Below are 24,898 nucleotides of genomic sequence, written 5' to 3' on the forward strand. Positions count from 1 at the left end.
GCTCTGACTATTCAGAGATAGTCGTTATGGGAGGACGCTGGAGTCTTATGTCAAAGGAAAATGATAAACAGTTCGTGACTGAAATTACACCTCAGGGCGAGGATTTCTCACGCTGGTACATTGATGTTATTAAAAAAGCTGATCTCATGGACTATTCACCCGTGCGGGGTTGTATTGTTTTCAAACCAGACGGCTTCGAAATCTGGGAGCACATCAAGGATGAGATGGACCGTCGTTTCCGTGAAACGGGTCATCGCAATGCTTACTTCCCAATGTTCATTCCTGAGAGCTTTTTCCAAAAAGAAAAAGAACATGTGGAAGGGTTCAACCCTGAATTGCCTTGGGTAACGGAAGCGGGCGGAGAAAAGCTGGAAGAGCGTCTGGCGATCCGCCCAACCTCGGAAACCATCATCGGTCACATGTACTCCAAATGGATTCAGTCGTATCGTGACTTGCCAGTACTGATCAACCAATGGGCTAACGTGGTTCGCTGGGAGAAGAGAACACTGCCTTTCCTTCGTACAAGTGAATTCCTTTGGCAAGAGGGCCATACGGCGCACGAGACAGAAGAAGAAGCACGTGAAGAGACGATGAAAATGCTTGAAATCTACCGCGAGGTTTTGGAAGAATATCTGGCGATTCCTGTTATTACAGGTCAGAAAACAAAATCCGAGAAATTTGCAGGTGCTGTAGACACCTTCTCCATCGAAGCGATGATGAAGGATGGACGTGCGGTTCAAGCCGGGACTTCTCATTATATGGGTACAAATTTTGCGAAAGCATTTGAGATCCAGTATCTTAGCCGCAACAACGTGCTGGAACTGGCTCACACCACTTCATGGGGAACAAGCACACGTCTGATCGGTGCATTGATCATGGTTCACGGAGATGACCGTGGTCTGGTTCTTCCTCCTAAAGTTGCACCAACACAAGTGGTTATGATTCCGATTGGACCTCCAAAAACGCGTGATGCCGTTGTAGGCCGTGCGGATGAGTTGTTCGCTGAACTGAAACAAGCGGGAATCCGTGTGAAAATGGATGATCGCAGTGATGTTCGTCCAGGCTGGAAATTTAACGAATACGAGATGCGTGGTGTGCCGATTCGTCTTGAAATTGGTCCGCGTGATATGGAGAACGGTGTATGTGTGCTCGTTTCCCGGATTACTGGAGAGAAGAAAGTCGTAGAACAAGCCAATCTGGTGGAAGAAATCCAGACCATGCTGACTCAAGTGCAAGCCGATATGCTGCAACGTGCTCGCACGTTTATGTCGGACAACTTCTACTCTGTCGATACGCTTGATGAGATGAAGGAATTGATGGAAAACAAACGCGGGTTCACACTGGCTGGATGGTGCGGTTCAGAAGCTTGCGAAGATAAAGTAAGAGAAGTAACAGGTGCAACAAGCCGGAATATTCCGTTCCAGCCTGCGGAAGAAAAGCATACGTGCCTGGCTTGTGGTGAACAAGCGAAACACACGGTAGTGTTTGCAAGAGCGTACTAAGTCAGGAAGAGTTGACTAACAGCACTTATTCACCGTAAGAGTAAGGAATGGAGAGCTTCTGTCGGATAAAATGAGTCGGTGCGGGTTCGGATCGGGGACATTTTTGAATGCAGAGGCTTTTGCTGTTTTAAGGGGGTACAAGGAGGAACACGATGAGTGGATTCGAGGAGAAGAGAAAACGGTTTGAGTTGTTGATGAAACAGACGGAGCTTCCGGCTGGCCTGATAGAGCCCTACTTTTTGGATGGATGGATTGAACGGGTGGAGACGAGCCGTAGCAACCGCGATTGGACTATTGTGATTGCAAAGGATACCTTGGTTCCTGCTCCAATCTATCGTACATTTTGCCTGCATATCCAGGAGAAAATGAATCATATTTCCAAGATTACATTTGGTTTTAAATATAGTGAGCAGGTTGCGATTGGTGATATTGTCAGTGAGTATTGGAATCTGTTCCTAGAATGGGTTACACGGGAGATTCCATCCGTTAATGGTTGGATGAGTCGTACCAAGTTTGAATGTGAGGCGGATCTGCTTCAATTGACTATGAGTGATGCCATGTCGATGGAGCTTGCGAAGAAGAAGCAGATCGATCAGGCTATAACCACTTTTTATGATAAGTATTTTCAATTGTCCTTGCGGGTCAAATTGCTGGTTGGTGAGGTTGAAAGCAACAAAGAGGCGATGGAACAATTCCAGCTCAAGAAGCGGGAAGAAGAGCTTCAAGTTATCGAACAGATGATGAGTGAAGTGGACTCCGAAATGCCTGAAGAGGAAGAACAGGGCGATGTTCGCTTACAGATGGGATATGATATCAAGGAACCACCTGTACCTATGCAGGAAATTCAAGATGAAGAGAAAAAGGTTACGTTGCAGGGAACGGTCTTCGGTCTGGATCGTAAGGAATTGCGGAATGGTAATACCTTGTTTACTTTTTATCTGACGGATTTCACGGATTCCATGCAAATGAAGATGTTTGCCAAAACAAAAGAGGATGTCAGAATCCTGAGCTTACTCGCCAATGGAAAATGGGTAAAAGTCCGTGGCCGTGTAGAATACGACCGGTTTATGCAAATCCCGGAACTTGCTATGATTCCGTCAGATTTAATTGAAGTAAAAGCACCGCCATCCCGTAAGGATAATGCAGCAGAGAAACGGGTTGAGTTTCATCTGCACTCCACAATGAGTACAATGGATGCCGTAACTTCGATCGATAAATACGTAAAAACTGCAGCGGAATGGGGACACAAGGCAATCGCGGTAAGTGATCATGGCGGTGTGCAGGTGTATCCGGAGGCGTCCAAAGCGGCCAAGAAAAATGGAATTAAAATGATTTACGGCCTTGAGGCCAATGTGGTGAACGATTCGGTTGCTGTTGTTTTGGCGCCGCAGCCGTTGGAGCTCAAATCAGCGACTTATATTGTCTTTGATATTGAGACCACAGGTCTATCTGTAACACAGAGCAAGATCATCGAGATTGCGGCAGTGAAGGTGGAGGACGGTAAAGAGATTGATCGCTTTGCTACGTTTGTAAATCCGCATGAGCGCATTCCATATAACATTCAGCAGTTGACTAACATTAACGATGAGATGGTGAAGGATGCACCTGAGCTAGAACCGGTTATCCGTGATTTTGTACAGTTTGCCGGAGATGGCGTATTGGTCGCGCATAATGCGCGTTTCGATATGGGCTTTATTCAAGCTTCGTTGAAACAGCTTGGTATGCCTGAACTTTCGAACCCTGTCCTTGATACGTTGGAACTGGCACGTTTGTTATATCCAAAAATGAAGAATCACCGTCTGAATACGCTGGCGGATAAATATAAAGTAGCACTGGAGAGTCATCACCGGGCGATTGATGATACGATTGCGCTCGCAGGTATACTGAATGGATTGGTTAATGATGCTGCCCAGATGAAAGGCCTGACCATGCTTGATCGGCTTAACGATTATGTCGGAGTTGATCTCTCAAATACGCGTCCTTTCCATTGTGGAATCTATGCTTTGAACGATGTCGGCAAGAAGAATCTATATAAACTGGTAACACTTTCCCACACAGAGCATTTCAAACGGGTGCCTTGTATTCCGAAATCTAAGCTGGTCAATTTGCGTGAGGGCCTCATTATTTTATCCGGTTGTGAAAAAGGTGAGTTTTTCGAGGCTGTGCTCAACAAATCGCTTGAAGAGGCGGAAGAGATAGCGCATTTCTATGACATTCTGGAGATCCAGCCATTAACGATGTATATGCACTTGGTGGATAAAGGGCTGGTGGCTACACCAGAGGAATTGAAGCTCGCTGTTCGCAAAGTTATTGACATTGGTTCAAAATTGGGGAAACCAGTCATAGCCACAGGTAACGTGCATTATCTGGAACCGCGCGACAAGCTATATCGGGATATCACCATTCATGGAATTACAGGCTTCAGCCCGCTCAAAGATCAACGAAAACCGGATGCTCACTTAAGAACGACGGATGAAATGCTTGAAGAGTTCCAGTACCTGGGCCAAGACAAAGCTTACGAAGTAGTTGTTACGAATACAGTTGAATTGGCTGATCGATTTGAGGAAATCAAACTGTTCCCGGACAAGCTGTTCACTCCAATTCTGGAAGGTGCGGACGATGAAATCCGTAATACTTGTTATAATACCGCCAAGTCCATTTATGGTGAGGAACTGCCGGAAGTAATTGTGGCACGACTTGAAAAAGAACTGAAGCCAATCATCAAATACGGTTTTTCTGCCAACTATCTGATCTCGGAACGTTTGGTTAAAAAATCGAATCAGGACGGCTACCTTGTCGGCTCCCGGGGATCCGTTGGTTCGTCTGTAGTTGCTACTTTCCTGGGGATCTCTGAAGTTAACCCGCTGCCAGCGCACTATATTTGTGTGAATTCGGAGTGTAAGCACAGCGAGTGGTTCCTCGACGGTAGTGTACCGAGTGGATTTGACCTTCCGGAGAAAGAATGCCCTGATTGTGGAGGCCGATTAAAAGGCGAAGGGCAGGATATTCCGTTTGAGACTTTCCTTGGCTTTAAAGGGGACAAGGTTCCCGATATCGACTTGAACTTCTCGGGTGATTATCAGCCGCATGCTCACAACTATACCAAGGTGCTTTTCAGCGAAAAGAGTGTGTTCCGTGCAGGTACGATCGGTACGGTAGCTGAGAAAACGGCGTTTGGTTTTGCCAAGAAATATGAGGAAGAACATCATAAGAAATGGCGTGGGGCTGAGCTGAATCGTTTGGCTTCCGGTTGCACCGGGGTTAAGCGTAGTACCGGACAGCATCCCGGTGGTATTGTCGTTGTACCGGATTATATTGAAGTGGAAGATGTAACGCCTGTACAATTCCCGGCCGATGACGTTAATGCCGAGTGGAAAACAACTCACTTTGACTATCACGCCTTTGAAGAGAACTTGCTAAAACTCGATATTCTGGGGCACGATGATCCAACCATGATGCGGATGCTTCAGGATTTGACTGGTATCGATCCAACGACTATTCCGATGAATGATCCTAAAGTCATGAGCATGTTCAACTCGACGGAGTCGCTGGGCGTTTCGCCAGAGCAGATTCGTTCACCAGTTGCCACTTTTGGTGTACCAGAGATGGGGACGAAGTTTGTACGTCAGATGCTTGTTGAATCACAGCCTTCATCTTTTGCCGATCTACTTCAGATCTCTGGATTGTCTCATGGTACGGGGGTATGGCTCGGTAACGCACAAGATCTAATCAAAAATGGAACGTGTAACATCAAAACGGTGATTGGTTGCCGGGATGATATCATGTTGTTCCTGATCTATAAGGCGGGTATGGACGCCAGTCTTGCCTTTAAAATTACGGAGAGTGTTCGTAAGGGGCGTGGATTGCCGCAAGAATGGATTGATGAGATGAAAAATTGCAAGGTGCCGCAATGGTACATTGACTCCTGTCTTAAAATCCAGTACATGTTTCCGAAGGCCCACGCGGCAGCTTATGTTATCTCGGCAGTACGTACAGCTTTCTTTAAGCTGTATCACCCAATTGAATATTACGCGACATACTTCACAGTTCGTGCGGATGAGTTTGACATTGGACTGGTATGTCAAGGCTATGAGCCCATCTATAGGAAGATCGTAGAAATTGAACAATTAGGTTTCCAGGCACCGCCAAAAGAAAAAAACATGCTTCCCGTCCTTGAGATGGCACTGGAAATGGCAGCACGCGGATTCTCGCTTAAACCGATTGATCTCTATCGTTCGGAAGCGACGAAGTTTATCGTCGACGGGAATACACTCATTCCTCCGTTTTCGGCATTGGGAGGAATCGGGGATAATGCTGCACGCAACATTGCTGCTGCAAGAGAGCATGGAGAATTCCTGTCGATTGAAGATTTCCAGCAGAAGTCCAAAGCAAGTAAAACCATTGTTGAGCTGCTGACGGGAATGGGATGCTTCCGTGGTTTGCCGGAAAGCAATCAATTATCCTTGTTCTAAAATGGCATTTTGAGTATCCAATGTTGGTCTGTGATGTGATTGCGAAATTTTTCTTCATTAGTAACGGAAATGCCTGAATGATCGCTTACTTGTCACTATTACCAGACTATGTTATAATTTTTGAAGTGAACGAGATAGTACGAATTTCTAAAGAGTGGGGAAACCCACTCTTTAGTCTTTGGTATACAAGAATCTTGGGTAATGAAGAAATTGCCAGTCATTATTTGCTGGTGTAACCTAAGTTGGAGGTTATCGGTTTTGAGCACAACGAACATTAAATCTACCGTGGAAGAAATGATCCAACCCTACTTGAACGAACAAGGCTTCGAGCTGGTTGACATCGAATACGTCAAAGAAGGCAGCAACTGGTTTTTACGGGTGTATGTCGACAAAGAGGGTGGCATCGACATCGATGATTGTGTCTTGATCAGTGAAAAGCTAAGCGCCAAGCTGGATGAGAACGATCCGATTCCGACCATCTATTTCCTTGAAGTGTCTTCTCCCGGTGCGGAGCGTCCACTGAAAAAACCGGAGGACGTTACCAAATCCGTAGGCAAAAATGTATTTGTTACAACCTACGAGCCGGTAAATGGTATAAAGGAATTTGAAGGCAAGCTGCTTTCCTTTGATAACGGGGAACTTGTGATCGAAGCAGGCAAGAAACAGCATGCCATTCTTTATGACAAGGTCGCGAGTGCGCGCCTGGCCATTCTGTTTTAAGTGCCTTGTTCACTTTATTAATGAAAAAAGACACATCTCACGATAACGGCAAGGTGCTCATGAGTATAGAGCCTTTCGCCGTTTTACGTATGAGATGCCATGTTTGAAAGGGGGATCAACATTCATGAGTATGGATTTTATTGAAGCAATGAATGAATTGGAGCGGGAAAAAGGGATCAGCAAGGATGTGCTGTTTGAAGCGATCGAGGCAGCGCTCATCTCCAGCTACAAGCGAAATTTCAACACCGCCCAGAATGTGCGTGTTGACATGAACCGCAATACGGGTGTTATCCGGGTATATGCCCGCAAATTGATCGTGGAAGAAGTCCTGGATTCACGTACCGAAATTTCATTGCCTGCTGCACGAGAGATCAACCCACACTTCCAGCTGGAAGATATTGCGGAGATTGAAGTTACGCCGCGTGATTTCGGACGTATCGCCGCACAAACTGCCAAACAGGTAGTTACCCAGCGGATTCGTGAAGCCGAACGCGGCCTGATCTACAACGCTTTCGTTGATAAGGAAGAAGATATCGTTACGGGAGTGGTGCAGCGTCAGGATTTGCGCAATATCTACATCGATCTGGGCAAAATCGAAGCGGCTTTACCGCTGACCGAATTGATGCCGAACGAGAAGTTTGTTCATGGTGACCGTATTAAAGCGTACATCACCAAGGTCGAGAATACGACCAAAGGGCCACAAATCATTTTGTCCCGTACCCATCCGGGCCTGTTGAAACGTCTCTTTGAACTGGAAGTACCTGAAATTTTTGATGGTGTAGTTGAGATTCGCTCCGTCGCACGTGAAGCAGGCTTCCGCTCCAAGATTGCCGTTAATTCCCGCAATGAGGAAGTTGATCCGGTTGGATCATGTGTAGGTCCTAAGGGAATGCGCGTGCAGACCATTGTGGGTGAGCTGCGCGGTGAAAAAATTGACATCGTTCGTTTCTCCGACCAGGTAGACGAATATGTGGCTAATGCACTTAGTCCTTCCAAAGTATTGGAAGTTCAAGTATTCGAGGAAGAAAAGATGGCTCGGGTTATTGTTCCTGACTATCAGCTGTCCCTCGCCATTGGGATCAAAGGCCAAAATGCCCGATTGGCAGCCAAACTGACCGGCTGGAAAATCGACATTAAGAGCGAGAGCCAGGCGGAACAGGAATTCGGCAGAGAGAAAGATTCTTCTTTGGAAATGCACCAAGATTCCGTCTCCGTCGACTAAAGTAAAGCACGGGGGGGGGCGCTAACGTATGAAAACCAAAAAAGTACCGCTGCGCAAATGTGTGGCGTGTCAGGAAATGATGCCCAAAAAGCAGCTGATCCGTATCGTTAAAACGCCAGAGGATGAAGTGCTGATCGATTTGACTGGCAAAAAGTCCGGACGTGGTGCCTATTTATGCGGCAAAGAGTCCTGTTTTAAGCTTGCACTCAAAAACCGGTCTTTAGATCGGGCGCTAAAGGGCAAAGTCTCACCGGAAATTTATGAGCAATTGGCAGCTGATTTTGTCGCGGTAGAGGACGAATTCATAGCAGCACAGGAGCGTGAACATGATGAATAATAAAACATTGTCTTATCTGGGACTCTCCATGCGTGCAGGCAAACTTGTAACAGGTGAAGAAATTGTACTTAAAGCGATCCGTTCTTCCGAAGCTAAAATGGTTATTGTTGCGGGTGATGCCTCGGCCAATACACAAAAGAAATTTCGCGACAAATGCGGGACATATAAGGTTCCACTAGTGATCGGATTTGACCGGGATAGTCTGGGTTCAAGTATCGGTAAAGAAACGCGGGTTGTTCTTGCAGTAACGGATCGAGGGTTTGCAAAAATGATCTCCAAGCAAGTCGGTATAATGTCGGAGGTGGAGTATATTGAGTAAACAGGAAAACAAGGATAAATTGCGAGTTTATGAATATGCGAAGTCCCTTAATATGAGTAGCAAAGAAATTATAACCATTCTTAAAAAGCTGGATATTCCCGTAAACAATCATATGAGTGTTATGGAGAATGGTTCAGTCGGTAAGGTGGAACAATTTTTTAAAGATATAAAATCCACTGCCGCTTCCAAACAAAACAACGAAGCAAAATCCGTTGCTACTTCGTCAGTGCGCAGTGACAAAACAGTGGACAGCAACAAACCGGCCGGCGGAGTGAACACGCCGAAAAGCAGTAACACATCCGGTAGTCCCGTACAAACAAAAATACAACAGGAAAAGCAGGTAGGTATGAACAATAGACCAAATTCCAACAATAACAATGGCTCCCAAAGACCTAGCGGCCAAGACAGCCGCAACAGAACGAATTCTTCCCAAGGCTCAAGCCAAGGAGGACAATCAAGTAATCGTCCAAGACCTGCTCAAGGTGGACAAAGCAGTACAGCATCCCGCCCGCAAAGTACGGGGCAACGTCCATCGAACAGTGGTGGCGGTCAAACAAGAAGCGCAGGCCCGAACAGCGGTGGCAACACTGGCACTGGCGGCAACCGTACTGGTGGCCAAGGACAGAGCTCGGGACAAGGCCAACGCAGAGGCGGCCAAGGTAATTCCAGCAATAACAACAATAGCGGCAATCGTTCGAACAGCGGTGGCGGTGGACGTCGTTATGACGACAACCGTGGCGGCAACTTCCGCGGTAACCGTGGCGGCAAGAACAATCGCAATAGAAATCAACAACAGTACCAACAACGTGAGAAAATTGATAACACACCTAAGAAAATCATCGTACGTGGTGACATGACTGTTGGTGAAACAGCGAAGTTGCTTCATAAAGATGCTTCCGAAGTCATCAAAAAACTCATCGCAATGGGTGTTATGGCAACGATTAACCAAGAGCTTGATATCGAAACCATTCTGTTGCTTGCTGGAGAATTCGGTGTTGAGGTCGAAGTGAAAATTGTCCTTGAAGATGACCGCTTCGAAACACTGGAAGAAAATGATGAACCTGCTGACTTGCAAGCTCGTCCACCAGTAGTTACGATCATGGGTCACGTTGACCATGGTAAAACAACATTGCTCGATGCGATTCGTTCAACGAATGTAACGGGCGGAGAAGCCGGCGGTATCACACAGCATATCGGTGCTTATCAAGTTGAAATTAATAACAAAAAAATCACGTTCCTGGATACACCGGGTCACGAAGCGTTTACCGCTATGCGTGCACGTGGAGCACAGGTTACCGATATGACGATTATTGTTGTAGCTGCAGATGACGGTGTTATGCCACAAACCGTTGAGGCGATTAACCATGCTAAAGCTGCTGGGCTGCCAATTATCGTAGCTGTCAACAAAATTGACAAGCCGGGTGCAGATCCGGATAAAGTAAAACAGGAATTGACCAACTATGAACTCGTTCCGGAAGAGTGGGGCGGAGATACCATCTTTGTTAACGTTTCGGCGAAACAAAGAATGGGTCTGGAAGGTCTGCTTGAAATGATCCTGCTCGTTGCAGAAGTGAACGAGTACAAAGCGAACCCGGACAAACGTGCCCGTGGTACAGTGATCGAAGCCGAGCTGGATAAAGGACGTGGCCCAGTTGCCCGTATTCTCGTACAGCACGGCACATTGAAAGTTGGAGATGCTTTTGTTGCAGGTAACTGCTTCGGTCGCGTACGTGCGATGGTGAATGACAAAGGTCGCCGTTTAAAAGAAGCTGGACCTTCAACACCTGTAGAAATTACCGGTCTGACTGAGGTTCCAGGTGCGGGAGATCCGTTCATGGTGTTTGAAGATGAGCGTAAAGCGCGTTCCATCGCTGACAAACGTGCAATTACACAACGTGAATCCGATCTGGGTACAAACACTCGTGTGACACTGGATGATCTGTTCCAGCACATCAAAGACGGAGAAATCAAAGACCTGAACGTAATCATTAAAGGTGACGTACAAGGTTCGGTTGAAGCATTGAAAGGCTCCCTTGCGAAAATCGAAGTTGAAGGTGTACGCGTGAAAATTATTCATAGCGGCGCTGGTGCAATCACGGAGTCCGACATCATTTTGGCTGCAGCATCCAATGCTATCGTAATTGGTTTCAACGTTCGTCCTGATAACCAGGCGAAATCGACTGCAGATCAAGAGCAAGTAGACATTCGTATGCATCGCGTAATCTACAGTGTCATCGAAGAGATTGAACAAGCGATGAAAGGTATGCTTGATCCGATCTACAAAGAAAAAGTAATTGGTCATGCTGAAGTTCGGAGCACATTCTCCATCAGTAAAGTGGGTACCATTGCTGGATGTATGGTTACCTCGGGTAAAATTACGCGTTCAGCGGAAGCACGCGTGATTCGTGATGGTATCGTTCTTTACGAAGGTAAGTTGGATTCCCTGAAACGCTACAAAGATGATGCCAAAGAAGTAGCTCAAGGCTACGAGTGCGGTATCACGCTGGATAAATACAATGATCTCAAAGAGGGCGACGTTATTGAAGCCTTCATTATGGAGACCGTACAACGATAAGCAAGGAAGCATGAGGTGAACAACAATGGCTAAGGTTCGTACAGGTAGAGTGGGCGAGCAGATCAAGAAAGAATTAAGTCTGCTCATCCAGTCTGAACTGAAAGATCCTCGTATCGGTTTTATTACTGTAACGGGAGTCGAAGTAACAGGCGACTTGTCGCAAGCCAAGGTTTATCTGAGTGTCTTCGGTGAACAGGAACAAAAGGATAACTCGCTTAAAGCGCTGGCAAAAGCAAATGGATTTTTGCGTACCGAACTGGGCAAGCGTATCCGTTTTCGACATGTTCCCGAGTTGATATTCAAGATCGATGAATCGATCGCATATGGCAGCCGGATTGAGAAGCTGCTTGGTGATATCGGTACCGACAAGAACGAATCCGAGTAACAGAATAAAGGAGACGGCAATGCACACTTATGAACAGGCGCTTCAGGACGGAAAGAAATTTCTGCTGGAGCATGATGATTACCTGGTCGTGTCGCATGTACAGCCGGACGGTGACGCAGTCAGCTCGACGGTAACGGTGGGCTGGCTGCTGTCATGTCTGGGCAAGACATTCACGATGATTAATGAAGGTGAGATTCCACAGCGCATGCATTTTTTGTGGGAAGCTGGCAAGATCGTGAACATGACCGAACAACCACCGGAGCGGAAATATAAAGCGATAATCTGTGTGGATTGTGCAGACTTTTCCAGAGTAGGCCTGACTCGTCATTATTTCGAAGAAGATGCTGTCATTTTAAATATTGATCATCATCCGACCAATGACGCGTATGGCACAGTAAACATCATTAAGCCAGACGCTGCAGCAACGGCTGAAATTCTGTTTGATTTCCTTAATCTTTTCCCAGTGAATTGGAATAAGGATGTGGCTACAGCAGTCTATACGGGATTGCTAACAGACACAGGTGGATTCCGATATTCTAATACGAGTCCTAATGTGATGACCACCGCATCCAAATTGCTTGAACATGGTGTGGACGGGCCTTATCTCGCACAAATTTTGCTTGAGCAGGTGACGCTTCCCCAAGTTCGTATATTGAATCAGGCACTTTCAACTCTGCAAATGACTGGCGATGGCAAGATTGCTTGGGTTGTCATTACACCAGAAGATATGATCGCTTGTGATGCGGCCAATGAAGATCTTGAAGGAGTAGTTAATTACCCGCGTAACATTCAAGGTGTGGAAGTGGGAATCTTTTTCAAAGTGATCAATGACAATGCCGTCAAAGTATCTCTCCGGTCAGCTGGCAAGGTTGATGTTGCCTCGCTCGCACAGAACTTTGGTGGAGGTGGACATGTCCTCGCAGCTGGATGTCGCGTAGAAGGCAAGTTGGAAGATATCGTCGCACTAGTGCTGAAGCAGGTGAATACTCAATGGTAAAACCATTTGAAGGCGTACTTCCGGTGTACAAACCAGCGGGATTTACGTCTCATGATGTAGTAGCCAAAATGCGTCGCATTCTCAAAATGAAACGTATTGGTCATACAGGCACATTGGACCCGCAAGTTACTGGCGTACTTCCTCTTTGCCTTGGACGGGCAACACGTGTGGTGGAGTACATGCAGGAGCTTCCCAAGGAGTATCTGGCAACGCTACGATTGGGTCTGTCTACAGACACTGAGGATATGACGGGTGAGGTTATTGAGCGGTCGGAGACGGCTGTTGAGGTGACACAGGAGCAGGTTCAGCAGGTGCTGGAACAATTCTTGGGCACCATCTCTCAGGTTCCACCTATGTATTCTGCGGTCAAAGTGGATGGGAAACGTCTCTACGAGCTTGCTCGTGAAGGGAAAACGGTAGAGCGCAAGAGTCGTGAAGTTACGATCTATGAACTGGAATTGACAGGGATTGAGAATCAGGGTGACACCACGGATATATCGTTCCGTGCTTTATGTTCCAAAGGGACATATATTCGAACATTATGTGTAGATATCGGCAGGAAATTGGGATATCCGTCCACAATGCTACAATTGGAGCGCACGATATCGGCTGGCATTTCCGCTGATCACTGCCTTCGCTTTGAAGAAGTGGAACAACGCATGATTGATGGAACGTTAGCCGAGGTGTTGATTCCGGTTGATGAAGCTATCTCTTCCATTCCGGCTCACACGGTTGGTGCTGATCAGGCCAAAGGAGCACTTCAAGGCCAGAAATTGTCGGCGCGTTTGCTCGAACCGCCTGCAGAGCAACCTGGACTACTGCGGTTATATGATCAGGATGGGACTTTTCTGGGGATATTTGAGCGGGATGAATTGAAAGCAACGGTGAGAGCTGTTAAAGTCTTTTTGCCGGAATAAAGAGGTTCCTGGTTTGAGTGGTGGTACTCAAGCCTGACCTATCAAGTGAAATGCAGGTGAATGATTGTGAAAACCGTAATGCTAACCTATCCGCAGACGTTACATTCGGCTGTTCAGGGCACACATCCCCAAGTGCTCGCGATTGGTCAATTTGACGGGCTGCATCTCGGACATGCAAGTGTCATTTTGTCAGCTGTCCGCATTGCACGCGAAACGGGCATGCAGGCAGCGGTGATGACCTTTCATCCTCATCCGAAGGAAGTTATGCGCAAAGGGGATTACGAGGGTTATCTAACTCCCTTGAGAGATAAAGAAGACATCCTGGCAGAGATGGGTGTAGACGTACTCTATGTGGTAGAATTCAATGAGGAGTTTTCAAGATTGACGCCGCAGCAATTCGTACATGATTTGCTGCTTCCGCTTCAGACTCGAACAGCGGTAGTTGGTTTTGACTTCCGCTTTGGTCACAAGGGAGCAGGGGATGAGCAGCTTCTTCGCACATTGGGAGAAGGCGAAATGACGGTGGAAACTGTACCTCCGTTCCTGTTAAATGGTGAGAAGGTAAGCAGTTCTCTCATTCGTGGCCTGTTGAAGCGTGGAGAACTGGACGAAGCCAGTCAATGGCTCGGACGACCTTACAGCATCAGAGGAACCGTAATTCATGGGGAGAAACGTGGACGGACCATTGGTTTTCCTACCGCTAACCTTGATCTTACAGATCATTATGTTACGCCAGCGAAAGGCGTTTACGCTGTTCGAGTACAGTATGGGGAGCAGGAACTGCGTGGCGTCATGAATCTCGGTGTGAAACCTACCTTTCATGAAAACGGGATGAAACCTACGTTTGAGGTGCACTTGCTTGATTTTGATGGGCAGATATATGACCAGGAATTAAAGGTTGAGCTCGTTCACTATATTCGTGCAGAACGAAAGTTTGAATCGATTGATGCCTTGATCAGTCAGATTCGTGAAGATGCATTAACCGCCGCCCGCCTGCTTTCTTAAGGCTCAGGACAAAATACAGGTTTACATTTACTTTGTCTGGGCAACTATGATATAATGTACTACGTTGTCGTTTGAGACGACAGATAACCTTGGCTTGGTTGCTTGCTCTCACCGGCGGTGACGAGGCTAATGGCGATTATAATGAAGGAGGTGAATAGGATGGCATTGACTCAAGAACGTAAACAACAACTGATCGACGAGCACAAAACTCATGAGTCCGATACTGGATCACCTGAGGTGCAAGTTGCTATCCTTACGGAAAACATCAGAAGTTTGACTGACCACTTGCGTACGCACAAGAAAGACCACCACTCACGTCGTGGACTTTTGAAAATGGTAGGTCAACGTCGTAAGCTTTTGGCTTACGTGAAAAACAAAGATGTTAAACGTTACAGTGTACTGATCGAAAAACTCGGATTGCGTCGTTAATTATCGTACATGTTTTCAAAATCAACCTGGCTGTTATCCGTCATTCCTTTGTCTAAAAGGACAAGCGGAGCTTACAGCCGGGTTGTTTTGTAGATGAACATGTTGCCATATATTTGTAGCTAATGGCTCCGCAAGGAGCTTTTGTTTTGCAAGTGAGCATGTTGCTGTGGAGTTAATGAATGCAGGACAAGCAGGAAATACTGTGAAAATGCAGAATCCATTGTGTTAGGAACGAATAAAAGGAGGGATTTCATGGAACAGCGTGTTGAAATGCAGCTTGGTGGAAGAACGCTTACGCTTGAAACAGGGCGTTTGGCCAAGCAGGCTAATGCTGCCGTTAAGGTAACGTACGGGGATACCGTTGTATTGTGTACCGTAACAGCATCAAGTGAGCCTAAAGATCTGGACTTTTTCCCATTAACGGTAAACTATGAGGAAAGATTGTATGCCGTAGGTAAAATCCCAGGTGGATTTATTAAACGTGAAGGCAGACCAAGTGAGAAAGCTATTCTTTCGAGCCGTTTGACAGACCGTCCGATTCGTCCTTTGTTCCCGGAAGGTTTCCGGAATGATGTACAAGTTCTTAATATCGTTATGAGTGTGGATCAGGACTGCGAACCGCAAATTGCTGCCATGATCGGTACATCGGCTGCACTGAGCATTTCGGATGTTCCATTTAGCGGACCGATTGGTGGCGTGAAAGTTGGACGTATTGATGGCGAGTTCATCATCAACCCAACGATTGCCCAGCTTGAAGTAAGTGAGATTGAACTCGTTGTTGCAGGTACCAAAGATGCCATCATGATGGTTGAAGCGGAAGCGAATGAAGTTCCGGAAGAAGTAATGCTTGAAGCAATCATGTTCGGACACGACGAGATCAAAAACATTGTTGCAGTGATTGAACAACTCGTCCAAGTGGCTGGTAAAGAAAAAATGGCTGTAAAATTGCACACCGTTAATGCTGAAGTTAACAGCAGTGTACGTGAGTTCGCCAGTGCTCGTCTGGTTGAAGCTGTCAAAATTGCTGAGAAACATGCACGTCAGGATGCAATCGATGTCGTGAATGACGAAACCGTTGCTCACTTCGAAGAGAAGTATATTGAGGCTCCAGAACTTCTTAAAGACGTGAAAGAAGTGCTGCACGATATCGTTAAAGAAGAAGTTCGCCGTCTCATCACGCATGATAAAGTTCGTCCGGATGGACGTGGACTCGCAGAGATCCGTCCAATTGAATGTGATACTTCCCTGCTGCCACGTACTCACGGTTCAGGTCTGTTCACTCGTGGTCAAACACAAGCGCTCAGCATTTGTACACTTGGTGCACTGGGTGATGTTCAGATTTTGGACGGCATCAGTCTTGAAGAAACGAAACGTTTCATGCATCACTACAATTTCCCGCCGTTCAGCGTAGGTGAAGCTCGTCCATTGCGTGCTCCAGGCCGTCGTGAAATCGGACATGGTGCTCTTGGTGAGCGTGCTCTTTCCAAAGTAATTCCTTCCGAAACGGACTTCCCATACACAATTCGTCTGGTATCCGAAGTACTGGAATCCAACGGTTCAACTTCCCAGGCAAGTATCTGTGCCAGCACATTAGCTATGATGGATGCAGGTGTACCAATCAAAGCTCCAGTAGCGGGTGTAGCTATGGGTCTGATCAAAGACGGAGATCATGTATCCATTCTGAGTGATATTCAAGGTATGGAAGATCACCTCGGTGACATGGACTTCAAAGTAGCAGGAACACCTGATGGTGTAACAGCTATTCAAATGGACATCAAAATTGATGGTATTGATCGTCAAATTTTGTCTGAAGCATTGGCTCAAGCCAAAGAAGGCCGTATGCACATTTTGAGCAAAATGACTGAAGTGATGAAAACTCCACGTGAGCAATTGTCACAATATGCCCCTAAAATTACAACCATGCACATCAATCCGGACAAAATCCGTGATGTTATCGGTGCAGGTGGTAAAATTATCAATAAAATCATCGAGGAAACCGGTGTTAAAATTGATATTGAACAAGATGGACGTGTCTTTATCGCTTCTTCCAACCAAGAGATGAATGATAAAGCCAAATCGATCATCGAAGGCATTGTGCGTGAAGTACTGATCGGCGAGATTTATGTCGGTAAAGTAAAACGCGTTGAGAAGTTTGGTGCATTTGTTGAAGTGTTGCCGAACAAAGAAGGTCTGGTACACATCTCACAACTGTCCACAGAGCGTGTTGCTAAAGTGGAAGATGTGGTTGCCATTGGTGATTCCATTACGGTAAAAGTAACGGAAATTGACCCACAAGGCCGCATCAACTTGTCCCGCAAAGCCGTATTGACTGCCGAAGCTCCGGCTCAATCCTAGGCTGCGTGCCACCGTTTTATTGAAAAGATAGATTGAATGAAGAGACAGAATGTGAATTTCTGGCTCTTTTTTTAACGTTTAAATACTTTTTTGACATCGCTTGTTTATCCATAAAGCCTTTGAATCCCGCTTTGAAGATCGTTTACATGAACAGCCTGTTTTATTCATATTCTTGCCCTTGTCCTCATATGATGGGGACAAAGACGGCGGGAGGATGGAGCTGTGGGAAACCAATCCAAAAAGCTGGCGGCTGTTCTGGTGGGTATGGCAGCTGTCATACTGGTCGGACAAGTGGGCAGTGTACGTACATACATTACGGAAATCCGTGATGGGCCAGGCACGCAAAATGCATTTGATATGTTCAAAGAGGCAACCGGAGAAGATCAGCTGTTGTCGGCGATCCGGGATAAAGCGGCCGAAACGAAAATCGCTCCGGTAAACGCCAGAGTGGATCGGGTCTGGAAAGCGATACCTGGGTATAACGGGATAGAGATTGATGTGGAAGCCACGTATCGCAAAGCACTTGGTGGGACGCTGAATACCAAGATAGCGTATGTCTATCGGCAGACTGAACCTGAAATTCAGCTTAAAGATCTGGGTGCACACCCGATTTATCGGGGAAATGCCGAAAAACCAATGGTATCATTCATGATTAATGTAGCGTGGGGCAATGAATTCATTATCCCGATGCTAGATACGCTTGATGCCGAAAAAGTCAAAGCTACTTTTTTTCTGGATGGCAGCTGGTTGAGCAAAAATGAGGAACTGGCTAAAGAAATCCAAAAGCGAGGACATGAGTTATCGAATCATGCATACTCACATCCCAACATGAGTCGGTTGAGTACGGAGCGGGCCAAGCTGGAAATCAGCAAAACCCAGGACCTGCTCAAAGAAAAGCTGGGTGTGGAAAACCACTGGTTTGCTCCACCTTCCGGTGATTTTAATCAACAAACGGTCGATATTGCTTCCGGCATGGGACTGCAAACGGTACTGTGGACACTGGATACCGTGGATTGGCGCAAACCGAGTTCTGATTCTGTTGTAGCCAAGATCGCCAAAAACGTGGAAGCCGGCACATTAATTCTGATGCACCCCACGGCTGCTTCTTCAGGAGCTCTAAAAGGAATGATTGATTCCATACGGGCCAAGGGTTTGACGCTTGGAACAGTTAGCGAAACATTGTCATCCGAGCGGGTGAAGGGTTCAGTGGTTGAGTGAATGACGTTTTTTTGTTAATATCAAACAGTTGGAACCAAATGTCGATTTCGATTTTGCGTTGAAATCTAGGCAATTATAGAGATGTAGGAGGGCCAACCGTGAAAAAAATTCAGCTGGGCAATGGCCTCAGAGTTGTCATGGAACAGATTCCGACCTGTCGTTCCGTATCATTTGGAATATGGGTCAAGACAGGTTCTCGTAATGAGCAGCCTGCAAGCAACGGAGTATCCCATTTTATTGAGCACATGCTGTTCAAGGGAACGGATCGTTATGATGCCAAAGCGATTGCGGAGCAATTCGACGCAATTGGTGGTAACGTGAATGCGTTCACTTCGAAAGAATACACTTGTTATTACGCCAAAGTGTTGGATGAACATCTGCCAATAGCAGTCGATGTGTTGTCGGATATGTTCTTCCGCTCTAAAATGGATGATGGTGAATTGCTCAAGGAGAAAAACGTTATTCTGGAAGAAATATCGATGTATGAGGATACGCCGGATGACATGGTCCATGATCTTATGGCTTTGGCCGCTTATGGCGAACATCCGTTGGCTTATCCGATTCTGGGTACCGAAGAGCGTCTCAAAACGATGGACTCCAGCCATCTGCGTGCATATATGAAGGAGCACTACACGATTGAGAATACGGTTATTAGTATCGCTGGTAACATTGATGACAGTGTGATCGATTTGATGGAAAAGCATTTTGGTGCTTTTGACGTCAACGGTGTAGCTGAACAAGTCACGCTGCCTGCATTCCAGAGCGGACAACTCTTTCACAAAAAGAAAACGGAACAAAACCACATCTGTATCTCGTTCCCGGGATGTAAGATTGGAGATCCGCTTCAGTTCGCTATGGTCGTGCTGAATAATGCGATAGGCGGAGGAATGAGCTCCAGACTGTTCCAGGAAATTCGGGAGAAACGCGGTCTTGCTTATTCCGTTTATTCGTATCATAGTTCCCATGCGGATAGTGGACTTTTCACCATATATGCAGGTACAGCGCCGAAACAGACGAAGGAAGTGCTGGATCTGACCAAAGAGGTCTTACACGATCTGGCTGTAAATGGTTTGTCTGAAGATGAGCTGCGCAAAGGAAAAGAACAGCTGAAAGGCAGTCTGATCCTCAGTTTGGAAAGTACGGGCAGTCGGATGAACCGCCTGGGCAAAAACGAGCTGATGCTGGGCAGACATCACACGCTGGACGAAATGATTGCCAAAATTGAAGAAGTGACGATGGACGATGTTAATGCTGTGCTGGACCTGATGTTTGCCGAGCCGTTTGCGCTCGCTATGGTCGGTGCTTCGGATCGTACGATCGCTGGATTAAGAAGGGATGATTTTGTTGCATTACGTTCAAATTCAAAAGTTACCGGGCAATGAAGATATCAAGTTGCCTCAAAAAATGTCAGAGCTGGCCTCCGGCTTTGATGTAGTTGCAGCATTGCAGGAAGAGGTTGTGCTGCAGCCGGGTCAGCGTACTTTGATTCCTACTGGACTCGCAATGGCTATGCCAGCTGGGTTGGAGGCACAGGTTCGCCCTCGCAGCGGTCTGGCTTTCAAACACGGGATTACTTGTCTGAATACACCTGGCACCATTGATGCCGATTATCGCGGTGAAGTTAAGGTCCTTTTGATCAATCTGGGTCAGGAGCCATTCACGATTGTACGCGGAGAGCGTATCGCTCAAATCGTCTTTCAAACGGTTCCAGCCGTTGAATTAACAGAGGTAGCTGAACTGTCGGAAACGGTACGTGGAGAAGGCGGATTCGGTCATACCGGAAAATAAAGGTTCCGAAACTAAACTGTAAATAGGTACATCTTCTGTAATAAGAGCTTCACAGTTTAATTTAATGAGCATTTTATCGAAGAGTCGTCCCCGAGGGGCGGCTCTTTTTTCTTTTTTTTGAACGATAGAGACAATGTTTCTTCGGATGCTTCAATTTTATTGTTTCACCCCCCTGTGGGCCACTGCATACGATAAGGCATACATGTGGTGAAAGGAGTGACGTCCCGATGCTGACCGGTGTCCGGATTATAGTCCTGGGCGGAGATGCGCGGCAGCTTGAAGTCATTCAAAAATGCGCAGAGCTGGATGCTACGGTAAGTGTGGTGGGTTTCGACAAGTTGGAGCGTTCGGTTCCGGGTATCGAACACCAGGAATTGGAGGACGATGTATTTGCTTCGGCAGATGTGCTGGTGCTTCCTGTAGTCGGGTGTGATGATCAGGGAAAAGTGAGTACTTCGTTCAGTGATACACCGATTTTTTTGAAAAAGGAACATGTTGCGGCATTGCCGGAGCATTGTATTGTGTTCACGGGCATGGCGAAGCCTTTTTTACGTGATTTGTGCCGGGAAAATGGTCTGCGGCTTGTTGAAGTACTCGATCGTGATGATATCGCGCTCTACAACTCCATTCCGACAGCCGAAGGCGCCATTGCGATGGCGATTCGGGAGACGGACTTCACGATCCACGGCTCGGAATGCATTGTGCTCGGCTTGGGTCGAACAGGGTTCACTATGGCCAAAACGCTCCAGGGGCTTGGGGCAAATGTACGGGTGGGAATCAGACGCGAAGAGGATGCTGCTCGAGCAGCCATAATGGGCTGGAAGCCTTTCATGACAACGGATTTGGCCGCTCAAACCGGGGAAGTTGACTTGCTTTTTAATACGATACCGACTATGATAATCACAGCACAAATCCTGTCCAAAATGCCGCAAAAAGCAGTCATTATCGACCTCGCATCCGCTCCTGGCGGCTGTGATTTCAGGTATGCCGAAAAACGCGGTATCAAAGCGCTGCTTGCGCCTGGCCTCCCCGGCATTGTTGCTCCCAAAACGGCTGGCGGCATAATTGCCGACGTATTAATCCGTTTGCTTTTGGAAGAACAAAACGCACGGGAGGTTGAACAATGAACTGGCAGGGAAAAACGGTAGGTTATGCAATTACAGGTTCTCATTGTACGTTTGAAGAGGTTATGCCGGTGATTAGCCGCTTTGTGGCCGAAGGTGCCAATGTTGTCCCGATTATTTCCAATTCGGTTCTAACTACGGATACACGCTTCGGGACAGCGCAAAATTGGCAAAAACAGTTGAAAGATATAACGGGGAATGATATCATTTCTACAATTGTTGAGGCAGAGCCGTTAGGCCCTTCCAAGTTGCTTGATGTGCTCGTAATTGCTCCATGCACAGGCAACACGACGAGTAAGCTCGCTAACGCGATGACGGACAGTCCGGTTTTAATGGCAGCCAAGGCCCAGATGCGAAATCAGCGTCCGCTGGTACTCGCCATTTCCACAAATGACGGTCTTGGGTTAAATGCTGCGAATATCGCCAAGCTGCTTGTGGCCAAATATTTGTATTTTGTGCCATTTGGGCAGGATGATCCGGTGAAAAAACCAAACTCGTTAGTAGCTAAAATGGAGCTGATTCCGGAGGCATGCTGGAGTGCGCTTGAAGGCAAACAGTTACAGCCAATGATTGTGCAGCGTTCTGCACAGGCTTGATAGTTCTTGGGTCCACCGTAGCATCCGTTTGTTTTCAGACACGTTTCTGTACAGACTTAGTTACGGGGATAACGGTTATACGCTTGAAGAAATGAAGATGGTTCGAGAGACAAAGAAAATCATGGGGACGTTATGCTGGAGAACAGCTACCTGTGTCCATGTTCCTTTCATTAAAAGGGCATTCCTGCTTGCAGCGATTAGGTCAGGCAAGCGGGATGAGTGCACAGGAAACGTGTGCGTCATGATCTCGATAACAACCGCGGCCTTCATAAGGGGTTGTTCCACACAATCCTTAATTGAGGAGCGGCATGAAATGCCGTATAAATTGCTGAAATTATCGCATCGGAACGCTCCCTAGGGTGATCCATTTGTTGATTTGACCCGTGTCCAGTCTTCTTGCGTACACAAATGGAGGAATAAAGATGCGCATCATGGTACAGAAATTCGGAGGTACGTCTCTCTCTACCGTTCAGGCGAGAGAGCATGTGCTCCGTCATGTTAAACGTGAACTTGAGGCAGGATTGAGTCTGGTCATCGTTGTGTCAGCGATGGGTCGCCGCGGCGATCCTTATGCTACGGATACGTTACTGGATTGGACTGCACAGAACGGAAATACACTATCTGCACGCGAAAAGGATTTACTGCTGTGCTGTGGTGAAATTATATCTGCGACAACTTTGAGCAGTTTGCTCGAACATGAAGGTATTCCAACTACAGTGCTGACCGGTGCACAAGCAGGTTTTGTGACGGACGACAATTTCGGGAATGCCCGAATTTTGGATGTCCGTCCTGTTCGTGTGCTGGAGCAGCTTCAGGTTGGGCGTGTTGTCATTGTTACAGGGTTCCAGGGGCAGACCGAAAACGGTGACTTTACGACACTTGGTCGTGGGGGAAGTGATACGTCAGCAACAGCTCTTGGTGCAGCATTACACGCTGAAATGGTGGACATATATACAGATGTAAATGGGATATTGACAGCAGATCCACGTATCGTGGAAGACGCTCGCCCGTTGACTGTTGTGAGCTATGCCGAGATATGTAATATGGCACATCAGGGGGCCAAGGTGATTCACCCCCGTGCAGTCGAGATTGCGATGCAATCCCAGATTCCGGTGCGTGTACGGTCTACCTTTGCAGATAGCGAAGGGACGCTGGTTACGCATCCAGAAGGATTTCAGGATGTGCAGACAGGCATTGTCGACCGATACGTAACAGGGATTGCCTATGTAAGTAATGTTACGCAAATAACGGTGGAAGTGCCGGGCGGTGCAGATCGTTTACAGCTGAAAGTGTTCAAAACGATGGCTGAAAATTCGATTAGCGTAGATTTTATTAATGTTACCCCCTTGGGAGTTGTCTATACCGTTTTCGATAGTGATTCTGAGAAAGCCATACAGGTGCTGCAGGAAATTGGTCTTAAACCGCAAAGTCTTTCCGGATGCGCCAAAGTTTCCGTCATCGGTGGAGGTATTAACGGAGTGCCAGGCATTATGGCACGGATCGTGGAATCCCTGACACTGGCGGACATCCAGATCCTGCAATCTGCAGATTCCAATACAACGATTTGGGTACTTGTGAAAAAAGAAGATATGGTTCAAGCTCTGAGGGCGCTTCACGCCTCATTCGAACTTCACTTGTAGGGAAGCCGAAGTCAGCGGAGCCGGACCTGTTTTGAAGGAGGAATCGAATTGGACTTTGGAAGATTGATTACTGCAATGGTCACTCCGTTCAACGAACAAGGGGGGATTCATTGGGACGAAACAGCACGTCTGATAGACTATTTGATTGTTAATCAAAAGTCTGAGACGCTCGTTGTTTCCGGAACAACTGGAGAATCTCCCACGCTTAGCGACGAAGAAAAAGTAGAGCTATTCGAATTCGCTGTAAAACATGCGGCTGGACGGTGCAAAATCATTGCCGGAACAGGTAGCAATAACACCGCCCATTCAATCCATCTGACTCAGGACGCTGAACGTGCTGGTGTAGATGGGGTTTTGCTGGTTGTTCCTTATTACAACAAACCAAGTCAAGAGGGAATGTTTAGACATTTTGAAGCGATCGCTAACGCGACGAAACTGCCAATTATGCTCTATAACGTTCCTGGACGTACGGCAGCCAGTCTTTCGGCTGCAACAACGCTTCGTTTGGCTCAGATTCCTAACATTGTAGCTACGAAGGAATGTGTATCTTTGGAGCAAGTCGCGCAGATTGCTGCGGGTGCACCGGATCAGTTTAGGGTGTATTCCGGTGATGACGCTGCTGGCTTGCCTGCCATTGCTGTAGGTGCTTATGGGATTGTTAGCGTTGCTAGTCATGTGGTAGGTGCTGAGATGAAACAAATGATTGATGCGTTCTTCGGTGGGGCGCCTGTACAGGCGGCTCAGATGCATCAGAAGCTGTTTCCAGTGTTCAAAGGTCTGTTCGAGTGCCCGCAGCCTTTACCGAACCCTGTAGCGGTGAAATACGCTCTTACATTGCGAGGTCTGAACGTAGGATCCGTACGTCTTCCGCTTATTGCCCCAACAGAGGATGAACAAGATTTTATTCGTACCCTGTTTAATTAGCAACCATACGGATATGGAACTGATTTGTTAACTTTTATAAACCCATAAAAATTACAGAAGAACCGCTCCGCGTTTAAGAGGAGGCGGTTCTTTTTTTGACGATGATTGTTAGGTTTCTTTTCACAACTGTAGGCGAACGGGGGGGTTAACGAGAGAGTGACTTGTTTTTTTTGTTTTTAATCATGTATAATGATGTCAAGTGACTGGGTGCGGTATTTTTTTGAAATTGAAAGCGACATCGTTTCTTGGTGTAGCTTTGTGGTGAAAAAGGAAGGAACGGCTAAGAAGGATCATTTCAAAATCCATCTTGTTGGAGAAGGGGAATAACTTCGAAGAACTTCTTCCAAATATCGTGAATAAAGGTGCTCTTTTG

The 24,898-nt window shown here is 46.8% G+C and carries 20 protein-coding genes and 1 pseudogene; all 21 read left to right on the plus strand.

Annotated features, from left to right (window positions below; genetic code table 11):
- The first annotated feature begins 47 nt into the window (after positions 1-47).
- The 21 genes and pseudogenes from proS to dapA all read left to right on the plus strand — a co-directional run bounded on the left by proS (position 48) and on the right by dapA (position 24,525).
- Entirely contained in the window at positions 48-1,502 is a 1,455-nt protein-coding gene (gene proS, locus AMS66_RS27720; protein WP_053783824.1) for a proline--tRNA ligase, read from the plus strand.
- A 152-nt stretch (positions 1,503-1,654) separates the two neighbouring features.
- Positions 1,655-5,974: a PolC-type DNA polymerase III gene (locus tag AMS66_RS27725; RefSeq protein WP_053783825.1), complete on the plus strand. Its 4,320-nt coding sequence runs from the start codon at positions 1,655-1,657 to the stop codon at positions 5,972-5,974.
- A 258-nt stretch (positions 5,975-6,232) separates the two neighbouring features.
- A complete protein-coding gene (gene rimP, locus AMS66_RS27730) occupies positions 6,233-6,694 on the plus strand; it encodes a ribosome maturation factor RimP (protein ID WP_053783826.1) in 462 nt (153 codons plus the stop codon).
- Between the two features lie 124 nt (positions 6,695-6,818).
- Complete coding sequence (gene nusA, locus AMS66_RS27735) at positions 6,819-7,916, plus strand: transcription termination factor NusA (RefSeq protein ID WP_053783827.1); 1,098 nt, start codon at positions 6,819-6,821, stop codon at positions 7,914-7,916.
- Between the two features lie 28 nt (positions 7,917-7,944).
- Entirely contained in the window at positions 7,945-8,253 is a 309-nt protein-coding gene (gene rnpM / locus AMS66_RS27740; RefSeq protein WP_053783828.1) for an RNase P modulator RnpM, read from the plus strand.
- Entirely contained in the window at positions 8,243-8,572 is a 330-nt protein-coding gene (locus AMS66_RS27745) for a YlxQ family RNA-binding protein (protein ID WP_029880929.1), read from the plus strand. The genes rnpM and AMS66_RS27745 overlap by 11 nt, the downstream gene beginning before the upstream one ends.
- Complete coding sequence (infB, locus tag AMS66_RS27750; protein ID WP_053783829.1) at positions 8,565-11,147, plus strand: translation initiation factor IF-2; 2,583 nt, start codon at positions 8,565-8,567, stop codon at positions 11,145-11,147. Before AMS66_RS27745 ends, infB begins: the two co-directional genes overlap by 8 nt.
- Before the next feature lie 25 nt (positions 11,148-11,172).
- Entirely contained in the window at positions 11,173-11,532 is a 360-nt protein-coding gene (rbfA, locus tag AMS66_RS27755) for a 30S ribosome-binding factor RbfA (protein WP_053783830.1), read from the plus strand.
- Between the two features lie 19 nt (positions 11,533-11,551).
- On the plus strand, positions 11,552-12,529 hold the full coding sequence (locus AMS66_RS27760; RefSeq protein WP_053783831.1) for a DHH family phosphoesterase: 978 nt from the start codon (positions 11,552-11,554) through the stop codon (positions 12,527-12,529).
- Positions 12,523-13,446 carry a tRNA pseudouridine(55) synthase TruB gene (gene truB / locus AMS66_RS27765; RefSeq protein WP_053783832.1) on the plus strand — a complete coding sequence of 308 codons (924 nt, stop codon included), beginning with the start codon at positions 12,523-12,525 and terminating at the stop codon, positions 13,444-13,446. Before AMS66_RS27760 ends, truB begins: the two co-directional genes overlap by 7 nt.
- A 66-nt stretch (positions 13,447-13,512) precedes the next feature.
- Complete coding sequence (locus AMS66_RS27770) at positions 13,513-14,451, plus strand: bifunctional riboflavin kinase/FAD synthetase (protein ID WP_053783941.1); 939 nt, start codon at positions 13,513-13,515, stop codon at positions 14,449-14,451.
- 159 nt (positions 14,452-14,610) lie between these two features.
- Positions 14,611-14,880, plus strand: a complete 270-nt coding sequence (rpsO, locus tag AMS66_RS27775; protein WP_053783833.1) for a 30S ribosomal protein S15 — start codon at positions 14,611-14,613, stop codon at positions 14,878-14,880.
- Between the two features lie 252 nt (positions 14,881-15,132).
- On the plus strand, positions 15,133-17,235 hold the full coding sequence (pnp, locus tag AMS66_RS27780; protein WP_053783834.1) for a polyribonucleotide nucleotidyltransferase: 2,103 nt from the start codon (positions 15,133-15,135) through the stop codon (positions 17,233-17,235).
- Positions 17,236-17,457: 222 nt separating this feature from the next.
- Positions 17,458-18,453 (plus strand): polysaccharide deacetylase family protein, encoded by a 996-nt coding sequence (locus tag AMS66_RS27785; RefSeq protein WP_053783835.1) that lies wholly within the window; start codon positions 17,458-17,460, stop codon positions 18,451-18,453.
- 98 nt (positions 18,454-18,551) lie between these two features.
- Positions 18,552-19,835: a M16 family metallopeptidase gene (locus tag AMS66_RS27790; RefSeq protein ID WP_053783836.1), complete on the plus strand. Its 1,284-nt coding sequence runs from the start codon at positions 18,552-18,554 to the stop codon at positions 19,833-19,835.
- Positions 19,795-20,241, plus strand: a complete 447-nt coding sequence (gene dut / locus AMS66_RS27795) for a dUTP diphosphatase (protein WP_170867769.1) — start codon at positions 19,795-19,797, stop codon at positions 20,239-20,241. Before AMS66_RS27790 ends, dut begins: the two co-directional genes overlap by 41 nt.
- Before the next feature lie 227 nt (positions 20,242-20,468).
- Positions 20,469-21,368, plus strand: a complete 900-nt coding sequence (dpsA, locus tag AMS66_RS27800) for a dipicolinate synthase subunit DpsA (protein WP_053783837.1) — start codon at positions 20,469-20,471, stop codon at positions 21,366-21,368.
- A complete protein-coding gene (locus tag AMS66_RS27805; protein ID WP_024630269.1) occupies positions 21,365-21,961 on the plus strand; it encodes a dipicolinate synthase subunit B in 597 nt (198 codons plus the stop codon). Before dpsA ends, AMS66_RS27805 begins: the two co-directional genes overlap by 4 nt.
- A gap of 61 nt (positions 21,962-22,022) precedes the next feature.
- A pseudogene (locus AMS66_RS34805) lies at positions 22,023-22,133 on the plus strand (aspartate-semialdehyde dehydrogenase); the annotation flags it as partial.
- 250 nt (positions 22,134-22,383) lie between these two features.
- A complete protein-coding gene (gene dapG, locus AMS66_RS27810) occupies positions 22,384-23,601 on the plus strand; it encodes an aspartate kinase (protein WP_053783838.1) in 1,218 nt (405 codons plus the stop codon).
- A 48-nt stretch (positions 23,602-23,649) separates the two neighbouring features.
- A complete protein-coding gene (gene dapA / locus AMS66_RS27815; protein ID WP_053783839.1) occupies positions 23,650-24,525 on the plus strand; it encodes a 4-hydroxy-tetrahydrodipicolinate synthase in 876 nt (291 codons plus the stop codon).
- The last annotated feature ends 373 nt before the right edge of the window (positions 24,526-24,898 follow it).

It is taken from the genome of Paenibacillus xylanivorans (assembly GCF_001280595.1).
GTDB lineage: Bacteria > Bacillota > Bacilli > Paenibacillales > Paenibacillaceae > Paenibacillus > Paenibacillus xylanivorans.

What these genes read in the sequence shown, in the direction of transcription:
- proS (WP_053783824.1), top strand. Translation starts at nt 48, where the DNA reads ATGTCAAAGGAAAATGATAAACAGTTCGTGACTGAAATTACACCTCAG.
- AMS66_RS27725 (WP_053783825.1), top strand. Translation starts at nt 1,655, where the DNA reads ATGAGTGGATTCGAGGAGAAGAGAAAACGGTTTGAGTTGTTGATGAAA.
- nusA (WP_053783827.1), top strand. Translation starts at nt 6,819, where the DNA reads ATGAGTATGGATTTTATTGAAGCAATGAATGAATTGGAGCGGGAAAAA.
- rnpM (WP_053783828.1), top strand. Translation starts at nt 7,945, where the DNA reads ATGAAAACCAAAAAAGTACCGCTGCGCAAATGTGTGGCGTGTCAGGAA.
- AMS66_RS27745 (WP_029880929.1), top strand. Translation starts at nt 8,243, where the DNA reads ATGATGAATAATAAAACATTGTCTTATCTGGGACTCTCCATGCGTGCA.
- rbfA (WP_053783830.1), top strand. Translation starts at nt 11,173, where the DNA reads ATGGCTAAGGTTCGTACAGGTAGAGTGGGCGAGCAGATCAAGAAAGAA.
- AMS66_RS27760 (WP_053783831.1), top strand. Translation starts at nt 11,552, where the DNA reads ATGCACACTTATGAACAGGCGCTTCAGGACGGAAAGAAATTTCTGCTG.
- truB (WP_053783832.1), top strand. Translation starts at nt 12,523, where the DNA reads ATGGTAAAACCATTTGAAGGCGTACTTCCGGTGTACAAACCAGCGGGA.
- rpsO (WP_053783833.1), top strand. Translation starts at nt 14,611, where the DNA reads ATGGCATTGACTCAAGAACGTAAACAACAACTGATCGACGAGCACAAA.
- pnp (WP_053783834.1), top strand. Translation starts at nt 15,133, where the DNA reads ATGGAACAGCGTGTTGAAATGCAGCTTGGTGGAAGAACGCTTACGCTT.
- dpsA (WP_053783837.1), top strand. Translation starts at nt 20,469, where the DNA reads ATGCTGACCGGTGTCCGGATTATAGTCCTGGGCGGAGATGCGCGGCAG.
- AMS66_RS27805 (WP_024630269.1), top strand. Translation starts at nt 21,365, where the DNA reads ATGAACTGGCAGGGAAAAACGGTAGGTTATGCAATTACAGGTTCTCAT.
- dapG (WP_053783838.1), top strand. Translation starts at nt 22,384, where the DNA reads ATGCGCATCATGGTACAGAAATTCGGAGGTACGTCTCTCTCTACCGTT.